Origin of the sequence: Amycolatopsis cynarae (assembly GCF_026802195.1) — a bacterium.
GTDB lineage: Bacteria > Actinomycetota > Actinomycetes > Mycobacteriales > Pseudonocardiaceae > Amycolatopsis_E > Amycolatopsis_E rhizosphaerae.
This window is the reverse complement of the sequence record NZ_CP113836.1, coordinates 2,939,750-2,957,109: the sequence shown is the minus strand read 5'-3', so window position 1 is coordinate 2,957,109 and position 17,360 is coordinate 2,939,750. Positions and strand designations below refer to the sequence as shown.

Below are 17,360 nucleotides of genomic sequence, written 5' to 3'. Positions count from 1 at the left end.
CCCACACCATCCTCGGCGCCATCCGCGACAAATGGGCCAGCCTCGGCTGGGAAACCGGACTCGGCTACCCCACCACCGACGAATCCACAACCCCCGACGGGATAGGCCGCTACAACCACTTCACCAACAACGCCTCCATCTACTGGACACCCAACACCGGAGCCCACGGAATCAATGGCCTCATCCACGACAAATGGGCCGCGCTCGGCTGGGAAACCGGACTCGGTTACCCCACCACCGACGAAACCACCACACCCGACGGCACCGGCCGCTACAACCACTTCACCAACAACGCCTCCATCTACTGGACACCCAACACCGGAGCCCACGCCGTCGTCGGCACCATCCGCGACACCTGGGCCAACCTCGGGTGGGAGAAAAGCGGCCTCGGCTACCCCACCAGCGACGAATACGCCATCACCGGCGGCCGCCGCAACGACTTCCAACACGGCTACATAACCTGGAACGCCAGCAACAACACCACCCAGGTCATCTATAGCTGATACCAACCGACCGGTCCCGGGCAAAAAGCTCGGGACCGGTCACGTCAAGCGCAGCCGTGTGGTTAGTGTGCAAGTCCCCCCTCGGACACAGTGGGGGTTCAAGTCCCTAGGGACACGAACCGATCATCGGTTAAGATCGACCGAGGCAGGCCCTCGCCTCGTTCTCGATCCTATTGCGCAGCCTTCCCTGCAAAGGTCGCTGCGTGTCGCTCAGGCATGCTTCTTGCGTCAGTGCCTGGGGCAGGATCCCTCGACGTCGAACCAATGGGGTTCTCGGTAACAGCGGGCCAACTCTTGAACCTTTCGGGCTCCCTACAGCCTTGGAGCGTATCGGCAGCCTGCCCCCTGCGGTTTGCGACGATCTGAAACGATCAGCGCCGTGCCGACACCTCACCGGCACAACGATGACGTCCGAGCCATCGCAGGCACAGTGTGGCGGGGTCGATGCCAAGGGCGCGGCAATGATCATTGACGGAGCCAACGTCATCTCCCCGGCAGGCGTCCGGCATTGTTGCCCGGATCGGCCCGGAGAACTTCAGCGGCGCAGAAGGTCCGTGTGGCGCTGACACCACCCACACGGCCGGGAGGACACGCTCGCCCTGTGCCAGGAGCATCCCGCCCAGTACCGGCTACCCGGTTCAGGCCGAGAACGAGTTCCGATGGCGGTCGGTCACGGTGCCAGCGCGAGGATTTCGTCGGTATCGTAGGCGAGGAAACCGCCGAAGGGGACCAGTGGCCGCAGTTCCGGATGGCGGCGGGCAATCTCGGGCCGCAGCACCAGCAGTTCCGGCACAATGGTCACCGGTGTGGGCCCGCCGGTCACGATGTCATCCAGATCGGTGTCCTTCGACGGCCCCCACCGGCCGACGACCAGGCCGACCGCCGCCTGCCCGGTCGCCCGGAACTCGGCCAATATCCGCCGAATCACCGTGTTCTGCCCAAGCCGGTAAACCGGGCCACCAAAACCATCCAGACTGTAGTCCTTGACAACCACGTCAGCACCGACTCGGCTCAGAGTGCAGATGACGCTGGCCTCCTCCTCGGTGTCAGTGAGCCAGTACTGGAAGGTGAACTGCTTCTCCCCCAACCCAGCCATGGCAGCGAGCACGCCCTCTCGGGTCATCTCGACCTGCTCGCCCATGGTCTCCCACTCCCCGCTGATCGCCGTGATCCGACCAGTAGGGGGATAGCCCAGCACCATCCCGCTCGCCGCCAGCGAATCCACCCGCCGCAACACCTGCTCCGGCGTCCACTCCCGCCGATACAACCGCACAAACCCGTCTGTCATCCCTACCTACTTCGGAAAGAGAACAACATTGCCGTCGCCAAGCCGCTTCTGGCGAGGTCAAGCGCCAAAGGAAGCACGGGCTGTCGGTTCGGGGCCGAGCACGAGTTCCGATGGCAGTCGGTCACCCTGCCAGGGCGAGGATTCCGTCGGTATCGCAGGCGAGGAAACCGTCGAAGGGAACCAGTGCCGGCAACTCCGGGTGCAGGCGGGCAACCTCAGGCCGCAACACCAGCAATTCAGGCACGATGGTGACCGGTGTGGGCCCGCCGGTCACGATGTCATCCAGGTCGGTCTCCTTCGACTCCCCCCACCGGTCGACGATCAGGCCGACTGCGGACGGCGTCGCCCGGAACTCGGCCAATATCCGGCGGATCACCGTGTTCTGTCCAAGCCTGTAAACCGGGCCACCGAAACCATCCAGACTGTAGTCCTCGACAACCACATCAGCGCCGACCTGGCTCAGCAGGCAGATAACGCTGGCCTCATCCTCGGTGTCGGTCAGCCAGTACTGGAAGCTGAACGGCTCCTTCCCCAACCCGGCCATAGCCGCAAGCAGACCGTCCCGGGTCATCTCGATCTGCTCACCGGCGGTCTCCCACTCCCTGCTGAGCGCGGTAATCCGGCCAGTAGGCGGATAACCCAGCACCATCCCGCTCGCCGCCAGCGAATCCACCCGCCGCAGCACCTGCTCCATCGACCAGTCCCGCCGATACAACCGCACAAACCCGTATGACATAATTACCTACTTCGGAAAGAGAAACACACTGTCGTCACCCAGCCACTTCTTGGCCAAGTCGAGCGCCGACTGCGGAGTGCCCTCCTCAAAGTACGCGAGGGCCCGCACGCCGTCCCGGTCGGCGCCATACTTGAGAATCTTCATCCGAGTGCCCAGATCGCTTGAATCCAGTGCCTTGCCGGGCCCGCCGACCGCGATGTATTCGCCGTTCGGCCCGAACACGTCCACACCGGTACTGTTAACGCCCGGCATTTTAATCCTAAAGTCCTGACCGTTGTTGGTGAGCTCCTTGGTGCGCCTGCCGCCCACCAGGTCCGCGACCTTCTGTTCCCTCTCGTCACCGAGTTTGTTCCCGGCGTTCTCGGAGAGTTTGTTGATGTCGTCGGCCATGCCCTGCATGCCCTGCTGGGCCATGGCCAGGCCGCCGATCATCTCGGTGATGCCTGCGTAGACTGCGGGCCCCGAGGTGAACACGCACGCGATGGCACCGACGATCGCGCCGCCGATGCCGCCGGGCACCGCACCGATACCGAGGAAGAGCGCGCCGCCGCCGGCACCGACCGCCGCACCCCCGCCGACCTCCGCGGCGCAGGCCGTGATCGCGCCCCCGGAGATCGCGGCGCCACCGAGCGCGGCGCCGACTCCCCCCGCGGTCTCGGCCAGATGCTGGATCAGCGCCATCAACTCGCCCGCGTGGTCGCGCACGTAGTCGAGCGTGGCGCCGGCCATGGTGTCGATCATCGCCAGCAACTGGTCGGCGGCGTCCTTGAGGGCCTGCAGCTCCGGGTGGTCCGCGATGGCTTGCGCGACCGCGTCCCGGACCTGCTGGACGGTGCCGCGCATGTCCAGGACCTGCTGCTTGGCGTTCTCCTCGGCCTGCTTGACGTTGACCGCGTTGTAGGCGTTGGCGGCCGCCTGGCTGGCCTCGGCCACGTCCTTGCCCGCCGCGTCGGCGGCGGCTTGCGCCTGAACAGCCGCCGCACGGGCCTGCGCGGCGTACTCGTTGGCCAGTGCGGCCGACTGCGACGCCTGTGCCGACGACCGCTGCGCGGCCTGCGCCGCCGCCTGCGCGTTCGACGCGGCCCACTTGGCGGTCTCGGCCGACTGGGCCGCCCGCGAAGCGGCCAGGTCGGCCTGGTCGGCGGAAGCCCTGGCGTCGTCGGCGTGCTGCCGCGCCTCCGTCACAGTGACGCCGGAACCACGACCACCTACATCCGCGCCACCGTCCAAGAAGTCGCCACCGCACTCGCCACCCTCACCGCAGAACCCCATCCACTCGCATTACCCGATCAAACCCACCAGCAGCACACCAGAAACTGATGGCGTTCAGGCCTCTCCCCCACTACGGAAGGCAGGACACCGGACAAGATACAAACTCCACCCCACGCAGCGAAGCCTTCCGACCGAGGCCATCGGCCGGAAGGCTTCGCTGCTCACTGGCAACCGGTCGTGATCCGCAGCGCGAACGCAGAGCACAACTTTATTCGGACAGTTACAAGTGGCCGCCACCCGCATCGCACGACGAGGTGCGCACAGCCGCTTTGAAGCCGGACCGCGGACCTCTCGACGGGAAGCCGATCTCTACCGCGACACCATCGCCCGACTCACCGACCACGGCTACCCCGTGCTCTCCCTCGACACCACCCACACCCCGACCGACCAGGTGGTTACATTGCTGACCAGCCGAATCGCCCAGCTCGCGGCCCTCCCACCGCCACAATGACGGGCGGCGTAGAGTCCCGCGAGTCCAGACCACCGGGACACTTCCCGCCGATCGTGCTTGCGAGGGGCAGCGCTGATGGCCGACCGCCACCTGATCGACGTCCACGTCATCCTCACCCGCGACGAGCAGGTACTGCTCACCCGCAGACGCGACCCCAACCCCCGCTTCGACGGACTATGGCACCTGCCCTCAGGCAAACTCGACGCCGGAGAATCCGTCCTCGACGCCGCGGCACGAGAAGCCGAGGAAGAAGTCGGCGTGCTCATCGCCCCCGCCGCCCTGCGGCACGTCCACACCCTGCACGTCAACGGCTCCGGCCCCGAACCACGACTCGGACTGTTCTTCGAAACCCGCCACTGGGAAGGCGAACCCCTCAACCGCGAGCCCGACAAATGCTCCGGCCTGGCCTGGTTCCCCCTCGACGAACTACCCGACAACCTGATCGAATACCCTGCCGCCGGCCTCCACGGCTACCGCAAAGGCAGCACCTTCGACCTGCTCGGCTGGGACACCACCGTCCGTTAAGTCCCGCCGGCACACCGCCGCAAAGGCCCGCACCGAGGCCGACCTGCGGTTCGCGACGATCTGACACGATCAGCACCGTGACGACACCCCACCGGCAAGCCGATGAGGTTTTACCGTCGCAGCCGGTGTGGCGGGGGTCGATGCCGAGGGTGCGGAATTGATCCGCGATGGGGCCAACGTCATGTACCGGCTAACGGGCGGGATCGTCGCCCGGATCGGCCCCGACGGCAGCCGCGCCTCGGCGGTGCGGCAGGTCGAGGTGGCTCAATGGCTCTCGTCGCAGGGTATTCCCGTGGTCAGAGCGCTGTCAGGAGTGCCGCAGCCGACCATGGTCGAGGATCGGCCAGTGACCTGGTGGGAGTTGCTGCCGCCCCATCGGCCCGCCACGCCCAGGGAACTGGGCGGGGTGCTGCGGTTGCTGCACACGCTGACACCGCCGGTACGGCCGGAGTTGCCCGAGTTCGATCCCTTCGCCGGACTGGACGAGCGCATCAGTGCAGCCCATCACCTGCCCGATGAGGACCGGTCCTGGCTCACGCACCACGCGAGCGATCTGCGTGCCCAGCTCCACAACCTGCCGCGGGATGCGACGGAGCGGGTGATCCATGGAGATGCTTGGCAGGGCAACGTCGCCGTCCCGGAGTCCTGCCCGCCGATCCTGCTCGATCTCGACCACGTCTCGCGGGGCCATCCAGACTGGGACCTGATCCCCATAGCCGTGGACTACACCGATTTCGCACGCTTGACCAGTGCCGACTACCACGACTTCGTCACCGGATACGGAACCGATGCACAGTGGGCGGCCCTCACCGCTGCCTCACTCCCAGGGCTCTTCCCTGACGGGACCACCGGCGCGGCCACAGGCTCGCCTCGCAGCGTGCGGCCGTCCAGCAGCGCGCAGATGATCTGGTCCGAGGCGCCATAAGCGGCCAGGCTGCCTCTAGTGCGGGAGTCCACGGCTGGGTCTCCGGCAGTGGCAGGCCAGGCCAGCAACAATTTCTCGACGAGGTGCGGGAAGGCCAGCGCCAAGCGGACGGCGGCCGAGCAGCCGTTCGACCCGGCCGCCACAGTGACCGATTGTTCGGGCCCTGCAGCGGCCAGGTGCTCGGCCTCGGCAGACCAGCGTGGCGGCCGCTGGATGCGGTCGGGCGCCAGCACGTTGAAGCCTGCCTGACGCAAGCCCCGAGTGATCCCGGGCGACGCCCAGAATTGGTCGGCATTCATGTCGCCCCACAGCCCGCCGTGGACCAGCAGGATCGCGGCAGCGTGGGTGAGGTGGCGGTGGGATGCCATTCAGCACTCCTGGACAAGGTTGCGGCGGCTGATCTCGGCGGCGTAGGTGGCCCAGTCGCCGCTGCGTGACCCGACTGGTCAACAACGCCATGGCCTCATACAGCCCTTAGGCGAAGAGCGGGTGGGTGACACCCACCCCCTCGACACGACCGCAGCCCGTGCCGGGGGACTGGATGAGCGATCCGTCTGTGCAGGGCCGGCGACCGATGGCGAGGTCACTGGTTCACGGTGCTGGTCCTCGAACGGGGATGGTTGTTCACGCGATGATCTGGTCCACTGTTCCGCGGCCCAGGAACTGTGGCTCGCGACGTGGTGGTGTCGACGGGGCGTGCGGGCGTGTTCGCCGATGTCCACGGGCGCAGGAAAGGTCCGACACCCTCCCGTGCGCTGGGCCACGGCCCTCGGGCGTCATCCCCCTCGTGCGCGGGCGGAGCCAGCCCACGTTGGTTCACTGTTCCGGAATCGGGCCACGAGAGGTGCCGACTATGGCACCGTGGGAATCATGAATGGTGGTCGTCATAACGGTGGGCGCCGACGCGTTGGACAGTATTCGCGACCAAGCATGCGGGGAATCCGCCGCCCGGCTGGCCCCACCACTGGCCGAAAGGTGCCTGCCGGGCTCGGCCGTATCCGACACCGAACGCGAACCAGGACCCGCCCTCGGGCCGCTGCGACTTCCTCGGCGTCTGGGACAGCAGCCTCACCCCGGCACCGTTTTGACCTCACTCAGGTCCTCACGCTCGGGGCGGTGCTGGTCAGTTTGGTCTTCGCCATTCCGCAGGCCAAAAACGCGGAAGCCACGCTGAAGGCCACCGAGGCGCAAGCCGAGAACCTTCGGCAGCAGCAGCTCACCGAACGGTTCAGTAAAGCCATCGAGCAGCTTGGCACACGGGACAATCTCGACGTCCGCCTCGGCGGCATCTACGCACTGGAACGCATCGCCCGCGATTCCCCCGACGATCAGCCCGCCATGGTCAACGTGCTGACCGCCTTCGTGCGCGAAACAACCAAGCGTGACCCACAGGGCAGGTGCCCGAACCAACCGCCCACCGCCGATGTGCAGGCCGCACTCACTGTTGTCACCCACCGAAACCCGCGAGACAACGATCCCCGCATCGACTTGAGTAACGTCTGCTTGGCGCAGGTCGACCTCAAACGCGCCCACCTCCCAGACGCCTACCTCGCCGGTGCCGACCTCCGCGGCGCCTACCTCGGCGAGGCCAACCTCGAGGCCACCAGCTTCGACAACGCCGACCTCCGCGGCGCCTACCTCCCAGGCGGCGGCCTCCGCGGTGCCAGCTTCCGAGGCGCCGACCTCACCGGCGCCGTCCTCAACGACGCCGACCTCCGTAATGCCTTCTTTAAGGGCGCCAATCTCGCTGGCGCCTATTTCAGTGGCGCTGACCTCATGGTCGCCGACTTCACTGGCGACGACCTCCGTAATGCCTACTTCAACGGCGCCCACCTCCTCGCTGCCTTCTTCAACGGCGCCAATCTCACTGGCGCCCATTTCACTGGCGCCGACCTCACCGGCGCCGACTTCACTGGCGCCGACCTCAGCGGCACTTCCCTCACCTGCACCCCACGAGACGAGAGGGGGGTGGGGTGTCGTTGACGTCTGCGGGTACGGCGGCCTGTACCGCCACATACACCACCCCGGGCAGCCACTCCGTCGCCGCCACCTACAGCGGCGCACCGGGTTTCCTCACCTCCACCGGTTCCCTGACTGAGCAGGTCATCGGTGAGGTGGTTACCGGCACCTACCCCGGCGTCCTGGTCATCATCCGGCCCAAGGGCACCAGCCCGGCCGCGGCGGGCACGAAAAGGGCGGTTCCCGCCCCGGCAAGCGCTTGCAGCACCAGCAGCGACACCAGCCCGGCGTGCCCGGTGACCAGCAGCACGCCCGTGGCGGCCTGGACCAGCAAGCGCAGCACATCCGTGCCCACCATCACCGCCCGGCGATCCCGGCGGTCCCCCAGCGCCCCACCGAAAAGCACCAGCACCGCGATCGGCACCCGGTTCGCGGCCAGCACCAAGCCCAGCGTGGTGGAAATGCCTCCGATGGGTCAACCCGCGACCGCTGCATCAAGGCAACCGAACCGCCATGGCTCTGGGTAGACAGCGTCGGGCACGGCAGTGGGAGGATCCGGCATCACTCTGGCGGAGTCCGTCGTGGGCTGGTTCCTGTTGCATTCGTCCTCCTGCCAGCACTTGAGCCATACCCCGTCGCGGTGTTCGACGGGGGCACGCCAGGGAAGAGCCACACCCGAGAACGTGGTGGGCAGCGGCTGAGAGCACCACCCGCCGAACAACTCGGCCAAGCCTGGCCCGGCATCGGTCGTACCGCCATTCAACAGGTAGCCGATGAGCGGACGACGCCGCGCCGCAGGACCGTGCTCTCGGCGCCACGCATCGCCCCGCACGAGTACACCCAGGCGTTGCTGGACGCCGTCCCCTGCCGGTCGGTACTCACCGACCGGCGCTGAAGCGGCACCCTCTCAAGCCGGGTTACCCGGGCCGGTCGAAAGCCGGTGCAGTCTCGCCACGGCGCGGTTGAGCGCCACGACATCCGGCAGGAATGCCTCGTCCGGCTCCCAGGTGCCGACAATAGCCAGGATCGCCTCGCGCCGCACCCTCGCCGCGTCGTGCTCGGCGATCGCCAGCGCCGCGCGAAGCTGTTCGGCGTTCAACATGGTGCAGCAGGCCGGCGTCGCCATCTGGATGCGCCAGCTGTCCTCGGCGCTGCCCGCGTCGACAAGATCGAACCCGGTGTCGTCGACCAGTCCCATCACAAGCTGCTTGTCGGCGGCACGGCTGCCGGTGACGGGTACAGCGAGCCGCCCCGCAGCACCCTTCGGCCGGCCCTGGCCGGCCAGAGTTGTCTCGACAAGTGAGTTCCAGGCGCGGACGACCGGGCGGCCGAGCTTCTGCTCGACCCAGGCACCTTCGGGTTTGCCGTCATCGATTTCGCGGATACGGCCATCGCGGTGTGGATAGTAGTTGGACGTGTCGGCCACCGGGATGTCGTCGGCGAGATGACCGATGATCGGCCGAAGGTCCGGCACGCGGCTGAACGGAATGGACGTGATGAGCGCGTCGACGTCGCGGGCGACCTCGTCGAGGGTGACCGCGACGGCACCCGACTCAGCCGCCAGCTCGCTCATACTCGCCGGTCCGCGCGTGTTCGCCACCTGCACGGCGTGGCCGGCCGCGCTGAGCTTGCGGGTGGGCTGACTCCCTGTGCGACTCCGGCTTGCCGTGCCGGACACTCGACGTGCTGAGGGGCTGTTTGCCGCGGGCGCGCGTTCCAGCGGCTCTTCGGCACGGGACAAACGATGTCGCGCGCGGCTGGGGCAGAAGATGAAGATCCGCGATGCGATCGAGGAGCGGTGGCAGCGATTCCCGGCGGCGTTGTCATCATCTGACGACTGAGGCCCCGCCTCTCCGAAGAGAGACGGGGCTTCAGGTGGTGCGCGATACGCTCTGGCCGCCTTGATCCGCTGCGGTGTCTCTGTCTCCGGCGGCCGGACTCACACTGGAACCATGGGCGACCGACCGACCACGACACCGGATGCCCGGCAGCGGAGCGGCCGCGGACTGCACTCGGGCGTCTGGATACGCAGGCGTATTCGTCAGCGCAAGTCGAGTACGACCTTGCCGGTGATACCGTTCTCGACTGCTTCGTGCGCGGCCGCCACGTCGTCCAGGCCGAAGGAGTGGACCGGCAGAGGAGAGAGCAGGTTCCGCTCCAGCGCCGAGGTGATTTCCGTAGCCGCGTGCAGGAGTGCGTCCCGCGGTTCGGTGAGGAACAGCGCGAACCTCAGTACAAGGTTCGGCCACATCAGCCGGAACACCGGCAGCGTTGGGTCCACCGGTTGTGCCGCGTAAGTCACGATCGTCGCCCCTGCAGCGGCGACTGCCAGGTCAAGCTCCAGGTTGTCGGTCAGCGCGACCTCGATGATCCGGTCGACGGGACCGGTCGCGTCGAGAATCTGCCGCGCGGCGTCGGCGTCGCGGTAGTTCACGACGAGGTCCGCACCGGCGGCGCGGGCGAGCGCCGCCTTCTCCGGTCCGCTGACGGTGGTCACGATCCGCGCGCCGGCGATCTTGCCGAGTTCGATCGCGTAGTGGCCGACGGCGCCCGCTCCGGCCGCGACGAGCACCGTGCGGCCCTTCGGCGAGCCGTCGGCGTACAGGCACCAATGCGCGGTCATCGCCGGAATGCCCAAACTGGCGCCCAGTTCGTCGGACGTCCCTTCCGGCAGCCGGACCGCTTGTTCGGAAGGCACCACGGTCCATTGGGCGGCGGTCCCCCACGGCGTGCCGGAACCGGCCATCCAGATCCACACGCGTTCGCCGAGCCGGCTCGCGTCGACACCCGCGCCGACCGCATCGATCACGCCTGTGCCGTCCTGATGCGGGATGCGGCCATTGCGCTCCCCGACAGGCCCGAAGTCCTCTGGTGATGAGTTCGTCCTCATCCACATGTCACCGGGGTTGATCGCGGAAAGCGCGACGCGAACGCGCACCTGGCCGGGGCCGGGTTCCGGTCGCGCGACATCGAGCACCTGCAGCACGGTCTTCGCGGGGCCGTTTGCGTTGAAGAAAGCTGCCTTCATCGTCCGTATTCTCCAAATGGTTCTGATGTGGGCGCCGGGTTTGCAGACCTGGCGCTAGAGAGTGGCTGCGACGTCGCGCATGACCGACTCCAGGTCGCGCTCACCCTCCGGTGTCTGCACGCCGTGCTCCAAGGCCAGCGACATGAGCTGCGCGGGCAGGCTCCCGCTCACCAATTCGGCCCATGCGGCGTGCTCCGCCTTCAAACCGTCGGCCAGATCCGCCGGGGGGACCAGCCTTTTCGCTGCGGCGATGAGTTCCGGCGAGAGCGCGGCGATCTTCTGCGCCACCTCACGGACGACCGCGTCGAGCTCGGCCGCGGGAACGGCGCGGTTGATCCAGCCATAAGCGGCGGCGGTATCGGCGTCCACCAGGTCAGCGGTGAGCAGCAGTTCGAGAGCGCGGTTGCGCCCGACCCGTTCGCGCAGGTACTGCGTTCCCCCGCCACCTGGAACAATGCCCATCAGCACCTCGGTCTGGCCGAGACCTGCGGTTTCCCTCGCGGCGAAGGTCAGGTCGACCGCCGCGACCAACTCGGCGCCGCCGGCACGAGCCTTGCCGTCGAGCTTGACGATCGTGACCTGAGGTTGGTGGCGCAGTAGCTCGCCGACCCCTTGGAACAGGTTGGCGTCCGGGTTCCGGTCGGCGATCTCGCGTAGTTCATCCATCTGGTCGAGGATGTGGATATCGACGTGAGCGAGGAAAAACTCCGGGTTGGCGCTTGAGAAGACGATGACGCGGACCGAGCGGTCGTCGCGCAACGTGTCGAGCACCTCGTGCAGTTCGCGGATCAAGGTCCCGCTGAGGACGTTGACGGGCGGGTTGTTCAGGGTGATCCATGCCACCCCTGCGTCGATATTGACATCAAGTGCCGTGTACGTGTCGAGGTTCACGGTTCCCCTAGGTTGTCGACGAGCTGGTAGGTTTGCGATGTATACCTACCCTGGTCCACGCGCCTCGAATGAATCAATAACGCACTTTCCGAGCACTAAGGATCCTGATGGACACCACCCCACCCGCCGAGGCTCCGCGGTTCAGCGCCGACTGCCCGAGTCGCCCGATCCTCGATCAGGTCGCTGACAAGTGGTCGATGATGGCGATGCAGGTTCTGGAAGAGCCGACCCGGTTCAACGAGATCAAGCGGCAACTGGACGGCGTGACGCAGCGGGTACTGACCCAGACGCTGCGTCGGCTGGAACGCAACGGCCTGATCCGGCGCCGGGTGCTCGAGACCTCGCCGATCGGCGTCGAGTATTCCCTCACGCCCTTGGGCGAGTCTTTCCGCGGACCGTTCATCTGCCTGCACAGGTGGACGATCGAGCACAGCGGCGAGGTCATCGCCGCGCAACACGAGTACGACGAGCGGTCATCAGCCCACTGACCCAGGAAACCGGTGCCCCGGCTCGGAGCCCGTCGAGGCGGAACGCAACCACGCGCGGCGCCGCTGTAGCCGTTTCACGCACGATCAGTGCGGTGACAGCCATGGCGGGAGACGTCGGGCTGTTGCTGCGTCTCGTACGCAGCGTCTGCGTCGACACGAGCGACCGAAGAATCGGCGACCGCCAGGTCCTCGCGCCCGCTTCCGCGCGAGCGAGTATGGCGTCTCGCGCGGCACGGCTCGACACGCCAGGGACCTACTGGAGCTGCGCGGGCTGGTCCGAACGGTGCGATCCAAAGGAACCTACGTGTTGTCCACCGATGAGCGGCACAGCCATTGAAGCACAGCTCGAACTCACGCCAGAATAGACCTTTTCGCAGTCCCATCCAGTTTGCGCAGGAAAACCAAATCAAGGACCATTGGAAATTATTCGACCTCTATCAATAACTCACGACCTTGTCAAGTTCGGGCGGAAGTATCGCGCAGTCGTCAATAAGCGCAGATTCAATTTGCTCCTTGGTCAGCTCGAAGGAAACTTTAATTGGGATACGATCGTCAATGTTTTCAATATAGAAGATCGCCCCGCGCAAATCGGCGTCGTTTAAATTTGCCCTGGGAAGGGTAGCCCCAGCCAAGGTTGCACCTGAGAATATTGCATTCTGCGCACTCATATTCTACAGCAATGAGCTGGACAGGTCGACACCCTGAAGAGCAACGCTTCCAAAAGTCGCAGAAACACCTCCCGCAATGGACCATGGACTAAGTCTCAGCGAACTGATCCCCAGAGAACGCCCGCTCGTACTCCCCGACCACCACCGCATCGAACCCACGGTTCGACTGCTTCGCCGCCGCCAACAGGGCCGAGGCAGCAGGCCTGTCCCGCCATGACCACCGCCGAGAGCAGCCATCGTCAAAGAACCCATCACGATGGTCCCCGTGGTCTCGACCAACTCCTCCGACACCGCCCGCTGCCAAGCCCGCGACGTGGCCACGTCCTGAAACTCACTCGTCGACATCCGCCCATAAAACGCAAACCGCAACCTACCAGCAGCCCCCGTACGCGATCCCGATCGAGAGCCACGACGCCGATCAGCAACCGCCGCCGCAAAGTCCACACCACTCAACCCCGCCACCGGAATCTCCTCCCGCGCGCTCGCCAACGCAACGAGACCGCACCAGGCACCACCACCGGCACCAGAAGAGCCGAAAACCACCCAAACAAACCAGCATTCCGGTGAACAGGAACGGTGCGTAAGCAACGTCGACCGAATCCGATCCTGCCCGCATACCAGTCGATCAAGGCCTCGATCGCCTCGACCAAGGCTTTGCTCAGCGCGGTAATACCGGGCCGGTTCGGCCGTCCGCCTCCCGGACGTCGGATGCTGGCAGATTCATGGTGACCAGCAACCGCGCCTCGCCGCCATGGGTGACGCCACCGACACCGACACCGACACCGACACCGACACCGACACCGACACCGACCATCGCGCCAGAGTGCGGACACGACGGCGGGTGCTGAACTCATAGTCGGACAATCTGCCATCTGCCTTAGAGGTCCTACCCTCTGGCCGCGATGAGCACCGCCGAGGAGGCACACACCTACGTGGAGCTCTTCGGAACCGGAAACAGCGCAAGTCAAGGCTGGTTGTGGAAGACAAGCCTTTCTACCGGAACTCCGCTGTCCTATCTCAAGCGCGACACAGCCCCCACCACACCACTTGACAACCCCACCCGCCCCCTAACTACATGATCTTGCCCTCAAGGCCACCCCGAGCGCCTCACCGTTGTCGTCTGCCCGGCTGGCTTTTCTCACAAGCTGGGAGGTGAAATCGCGGCGACGGCCGGGACGTTGATCAACACGAGCCGAGGGAGGCAATGGTGAAGTTCCTGCTCATCACACTGATCACGCACGCCCCTGATCCCGTGACCAGGGTCCGCCCGTCAACGACCGAGCGGTTCCGGCAGGTGGTGGACAACGCCGTGCTCGCCGAGGAACTCGGGTTCGACGGGTACGGGGTTGGGGAGCGGCACGAACGTCCGTTCCTGTCCTCCTCGCCACCGGTGGTGTTGAGTCATATCGCGGCCCGTACGTCGAGGATCCGGTTGTTTACCGCGGTGACGACCTTGAGCCTGCTGGATCCGGTGCGGGCGTTCGAGGACTACGCGACGTTGGATCACCTCTCGGGCGGGCGGCTGGAGCTGATCATCGGCAAGGGCAACGGGGCCGCGCAGCGCGAGTTGTTCCACGTCACGCCCGAGAACCAGTGGGCGCGCAATATCGAGGCGTACGAGTTGTTCCGGCGGCTGTGGCGCGAGGACAAGGTCACCTGGTCCGGTAGGTTCCGGCCGTCGCTGACCGAAGCCGAGACGTGGCCGCGACCATTGCAGCAGCCGATCCGGGTGTGGCACGGCAGCGCGACCAGCCGCGAATCAGTGGATCTGGCCGCGAAATGGGGTGATCCGCTGTTCTCGGCGAACGTGACGAACCCGATCGACCCGTATGCCGAGTTGATCCGCTACTACCGGCAGCGGTGGGAATTCTACGGGCGTGACCCGGCCACGGCGATCGTGGGCGCGGGTACGGCCGGGTTCTACGCCGCCAAGACCTCACAGGAGGCCCTGGAGGTGTACCGGCCGATCTTCGAGGGGCGGCTGGCGTTGCAGCGTTCGCTCGGGTTGGAGGTCGTCTTCCCCACGTTCGAGGATTTCGTCGAGCGCAGTTCGGCGTTGATCGGTAGCCCGCAGCAGATCATCGACAAGGTGCACCGCTACCACGAACGGTTCGGGCACCAGGTGCTGCACCTGCACGCCGACGGCGACGGGCTGACCGAAAGGCAGCATCGCGAAGCCCTCGAACTGTTCCAGGGCGACGTCGCGCCCGTGCTGAGGTGGGACATTCCCGGTCCGGAGTGGAAGGCATGACCGTGTCTGTGTTGGACAATCCGGCTTGGGCGGCCCTGACCGGGCCGCACGCGCACTTCGCCGAACGCCGGGGCCAGGCGGCGCGCTACCCGGTGGATGTGTCGCCCTTCCTTGCGGTGTCGCCGGACGCGGACGAGCGGGTGTGGGCGGACATCGCCGCGCTCGCCGGTCCTGGGGCGACGGTTCCGGTGGCGCGCGGTCTCACCCCGCCCCCGGGCTGGGAGTTGGTGGACCGGATTCCCGGTGTGCAGATGGTCGGTGCCGGGGTTGTCGCGGCGTCCGATCCGGAAGCGGTCCGGTTGACCGCGGCCGATGTGCCGGAGATGCTCTCGCTGGTCGAGCGGACCAGGCCGGGCCCGTTCCGGCCGCGCACCGTCGAGATGGGCACATACCTGGGGATCCGCCGCGGCGGTGTGCTGATCGCGATGGCCGGGGAGCGGCTGCACCCGCCGGGCTGGACCGAGATCAGCGCGGTGTGCACCGACGCGGCGTTCCGTGGTCAGGGGCTGGCGTCGCGGCTGGTGCTGGCCGTCGCGGCCGGGATCCGGGAGCGGGGCGAGGTCCCGTTCCTGCATGCCGCGGCGGCCAACACCAACGCGATCCGGCTCTACGAGTCGCTGGGTTTCCGGCTGCGGGAACGAACGGCATTCGCCACCGTCCGGGTGCCCACCCGCGCGGAATCCATACTGTACTGACTGTCAGGAGTTGTTCGCCGGGAGACCGGGCGGGTTGACCAGAGAGGTCTGTACCGCTTCCTCGCTGAGGTTCCATGCCGCCAGCCACTGGGTGTACTGGCCGTGGTGGATGAGGTAGTTGATGGCGTCCGTGAGCGGCTGGACCACTCCGTCGTCCTTCTTGGTGGTCGCGGCGATCAGGCCCTGCAGGGTGGCACCGGCGCCGGAGTACGCTCCGGCCTTTCGGGTCGGGTTCGGGGTTTTCGCCGTTTGTGTGACGTGGTACGCGATGCCGGGGTTGGGCGAGAAGTAGGCGTCGATCCGGCCGGACGCCAGCGCGAGGTAGGTGCTGTTCTTGTTCGCGAAGTTGCGGACCTCGAGGTTCTTGCCTTCGGCTCGCAGCTTGTTCTGCCACTCCAGCAGGATCTTCTCCTGATTGGTGCCGGTGTCGACGGCAACCGTCCTGCCGGATCGCGATGCGGCACGCACCCGGACTTGGCGCCGCGACACGATCACAAATGTCTGGTCGATCACGAAGACCGTGACCAGTCTGGCCGCGCTGTTCCTCGTCGATGCCGGTGAACTGGACGTGCACGCGCCGGTCGCCCGCTACTGGCCGGAATTCGCCGCGCGCGGCAAGGATCAGGTGTAGGTGCGGCACCTGTCGTCACACAGCTCGGGCGTGTCCGGTTTGGACCACCCCGCTCGGCTCGAGGATCTGTACGACGTGCGCGCCGCGGCCGCGCGGATGGCCGCCCAGGCGCCCTGGTGGCGCCCCGGCTCCGCGTCCGGTTATCAGGTACTCAACTACGGGCATCTGGTCGGCGAACTCGTGCACCGCCTGACCGGTCTGTCGCTGCGGGAATTCGTGCACCGGCACATCGCGGCACCCCTGGGCGCCGATTTCCACATCGGACTGCGTGAGGCGGATGCCGACCGGGTGGCCGACGTCCTCGTGCCCGCGATCGATTTTGCGCCGTCGACGCTGGATCCGGACGCGGTCGCGTACAGGACTTTCACCGGTCCCGCGTTCAGCGCGGCCGCCGCCAACACCGCCTCATGGCGTGCGGCCGAACTGGGGGCGGCCAACGGGCACGGCAACGCCTTGTCCCTGAACGAAATCCTGGCGCCCATCGCCCGTTCCGGCGCCTCCGCCGCCGGGCAGCTCCTCAAACCCCGCACCATCGGACTCATCTTCGACGAGCAGACCAACGGCACGGACCTGGTCAACGGACTGCACGTGAGGTGGGGCATCGGGTACGCGCTGGCCGATCGGCGGAGCCTCCCGTGGATCCCGCAGGGGCGCATCGCGTTCTGGGGCGGCTGGGGCGGATCGATGGCGATCATGGATCTCGACCGGCACGTCACGATCAGCTACGTGATGAACAACATGGGGGACGACATCCTCGGCTCGCCCCGCGCCGCCGCCTACGCCACGGCCATCTACCGTGTCCTGGACACCCGACCCTGATCAGTGCCAACGAAAGGAGACCAGTCTTCCGGCCGTCAGTAGTGCGATGGGTGAGCTTCCCTCAAGGCCGGGCCGGTCTCAGCAACGGTGTTTCCAGCGTTGTTGATCAGTAGGTTTCGGCGGTCGGCCAGCGGTCGCCGAAGGTGGTGGCGAGCGCGTTCAGCACGGATTTCGTGCGCCGCGAGGCGCTGTGGTTTGAGTGGAGGTGAGAGACCGCCACCGTCGGGTCG

General features: G+C 66.6%; 17 protein-coding genes and 1 pseudogene. 8 read left to right on the top strand and 10 right to left on the bottom strand.

Annotation, left to right across the window (positions count from 1 at the left end; genetic code table 11):
- Positions 1-8 precede the first annotated feature (8 nt).
- Positions 9-503: an LGFP repeat-containing protein gene (locus ORV05_RS14045; RefSeq protein ID WP_326938152.1), complete on the top strand. Its 495-nt coding sequence runs from the start codon at positions 9-11 to the stop codon at positions 501-503.
- A gap of 670 nt (positions 504-1,173) precedes the next feature.
- Here ORV05_RS14045 and ORV05_RS14040 read toward each other — a convergent pair.
- The 3 genes from ORV05_RS14040 to ORV05_RS14030 form a co-directional block, all read right to left on the bottom strand.
- Complete coding sequence (locus tag ORV05_RS14040) at positions 1,174-1,791, bottom strand: hypothetical protein (protein ID WP_268758926.1); 618 nt, start codon at positions 1,789-1,791, stop codon at positions 1,174-1,176.
- 121 nt (positions 1,792-1,912) lie between these two features.
- Complete coding sequence (locus ORV05_RS14035; RefSeq protein WP_268758925.1) at positions 1,913-2,485, bottom strand: hypothetical protein; 573 nt, start codon at positions 2,483-2,485, stop codon at positions 1,913-1,915.
- A 48-nt stretch (positions 2,486-2,533) separates the two neighbouring features.
- A complete protein-coding gene (locus ORV05_RS14030; protein ID WP_268758924.1) occupies positions 2,534-3,712 on the bottom strand; it encodes a hypothetical protein in 1,179 nt (392 codons plus the stop codon).
- A 613-nt stretch (positions 3,713-4,325) separates the two neighbouring features.
- Between ORV05_RS14030 and ORV05_RS14025 the strand changes: the two genes are divergently transcribed.
- From ORV05_RS14025 to ORV05_RS14015, 3 genes are all read left to right on the top strand, one after another.
- Positions 4,326-4,775, top strand: coding sequence for an NUDIX hydrolase (locus ORV05_RS14025; RefSeq protein ID WP_268758923.1), 450 nt, complete (start codon positions 4,326-4,328; stop codon positions 4,773-4,775).
- A 127-nt stretch (positions 4,776-4,902) separates the two neighbouring features.
- Entirely contained in the window at positions 4,903-5,700 is a 798-nt protein-coding gene (locus ORV05_RS14020) for a phosphotransferase family protein (RefSeq protein WP_268758922.1), read from the top strand.
- Between the two features lie 1,116 nt (positions 5,701-6,816).
- A complete protein-coding gene (locus ORV05_RS14015) occupies positions 6,817-7,683 on the top strand; it encodes a pentapeptide repeat-containing protein (protein ID WP_268758921.1) in 867 nt (288 codons plus the stop codon).
- 145 nt (positions 7,684-7,828) lie between these two features.
- Here the strand turns inward: ORV05_RS14015 and ORV05_RS14010 are convergent, their stop codons facing one another.
- The 4 genes from ORV05_RS14010 to ORV05_RS13995 all read right to left on the bottom strand — a co-directional run bounded on the left by ORV05_RS14010 (position 7,829) and on the right by ORV05_RS13995 (position 11,578).
- Positions 7,829-8,101: an MFS transporter gene (locus ORV05_RS14010; protein WP_268758920.1), complete on the bottom strand. Its 273-nt coding sequence runs from the start codon at positions 8,099-8,101 to the stop codon at positions 7,829-7,831.
- Between the two features lie 465 nt (positions 8,102-8,566).
- Positions 8,567-9,337 carry an NADPH-dependent F420 reductase gene (locus tag ORV05_RS14005; RefSeq protein WP_268758919.1) on the bottom strand — a complete coding sequence of 257 codons (771 nt, stop codon included), beginning with the start codon at positions 9,335-9,337 and terminating at the stop codon, positions 8,567-8,569.
- A gap of 363 nt (positions 9,338-9,700) precedes the next feature.
- A complete protein-coding gene (locus ORV05_RS14000) occupies positions 9,701-10,687 on the bottom strand; it encodes an NADPH:quinone reductase (RefSeq protein ID WP_268758918.1) in 987 nt (328 codons plus the stop codon).
- A 54-nt stretch (positions 10,688-10,741) separates the two neighbouring features.
- A complete protein-coding gene (locus ORV05_RS13995) occupies positions 10,742-11,578 on the bottom strand; it encodes an enoyl-CoA hydratase/isomerase family protein (protein ID WP_268758917.1) in 837 nt (278 codons plus the stop codon).
- Positions 11,579-11,685: 107 nt separating this feature from the next.
- On the opposite strand from ORV05_RS13995, the gene ORV05_RS13990 reads away from it, so the two are divergent.
- Positions 11,686-12,066, top strand: a complete 381-nt coding sequence (locus ORV05_RS13990) for a winged helix-turn-helix transcriptional regulator (protein ID WP_268758916.1) — start codon at positions 11,686-11,688, stop codon at positions 12,064-12,066.
- 437 nt (positions 12,067-12,503) lie between these two features.
- On the opposite strand, the gene ORV05_RS13980 is transcribed toward ORV05_RS13990, so the two are convergent.
- Entirely contained in the window at positions 12,504-12,734 is a 231-nt protein-coding gene (locus ORV05_RS13980) for a pentapeptide repeat-containing protein (RefSeq protein WP_268758915.1), read from the bottom strand.
- Positions 12,735-13,392: 658 nt separating this feature from the next.
- Positions 13,393-13,548 carry a hypothetical protein gene (locus tag ORV05_RS13975; RefSeq protein WP_268758914.1) on the bottom strand — a complete coding sequence of 52 codons (156 nt, stop codon included), beginning with the start codon at positions 13,546-13,548 and terminating at the stop codon, positions 13,393-13,395.
- 393 nt (positions 13,549-13,941) lie between these two features.
- On the opposite strand from ORV05_RS13975, the gene ORV05_RS13970 reads away from it, so the two are divergent.
- The gene (locus ORV05_RS13970) at positions 13,942-14,985 is read left to right on the top strand and encodes an LLM class flavin-dependent oxidoreductase (protein WP_407652756.1); all 1,044 of its coding nucleotides are present in this window, start codon (positions 13,942-13,944) and stop codon (positions 14,983-14,985) included.
- Positions 14,982-15,680, top strand: coding sequence for a GNAT family N-acetyltransferase (locus ORV05_RS13965; RefSeq protein WP_268758912.1), 699 nt, complete (start codon positions 14,982-14,984; stop codon positions 15,678-15,680). The genes ORV05_RS13970 and ORV05_RS13965 overlap by 4 nt, the downstream gene beginning before the upstream one ends.
- Before the next feature lie 3 nt (positions 15,681-15,683).
- On the opposite strand, the gene ORV05_RS13960 is transcribed toward ORV05_RS13965, so the two are convergent.
- Positions 15,684-16,169 carry a type 2 periplasmic-binding domain-containing protein gene (locus ORV05_RS13960; protein WP_268758911.1) on the bottom strand — a complete coding sequence of 162 codons (486 nt, stop codon included), beginning with the start codon at positions 16,167-16,169 and terminating at the stop codon, positions 15,684-15,686.
- Between ORV05_RS13960 and ORV05_RS13955 the strand changes: the two are divergent.
- Positions 16,099-17,130: pseudogene (locus ORV05_RS13955) on the top strand (serine hydrolase domain-containing protein). The gene ORV05_RS13960 and the pseudogene ORV05_RS13955 sit on opposite strands and share 71 nt — an antisense overlap.
- The last annotated feature ends 230 nt before the right edge of the window (positions 17,131-17,360 follow it).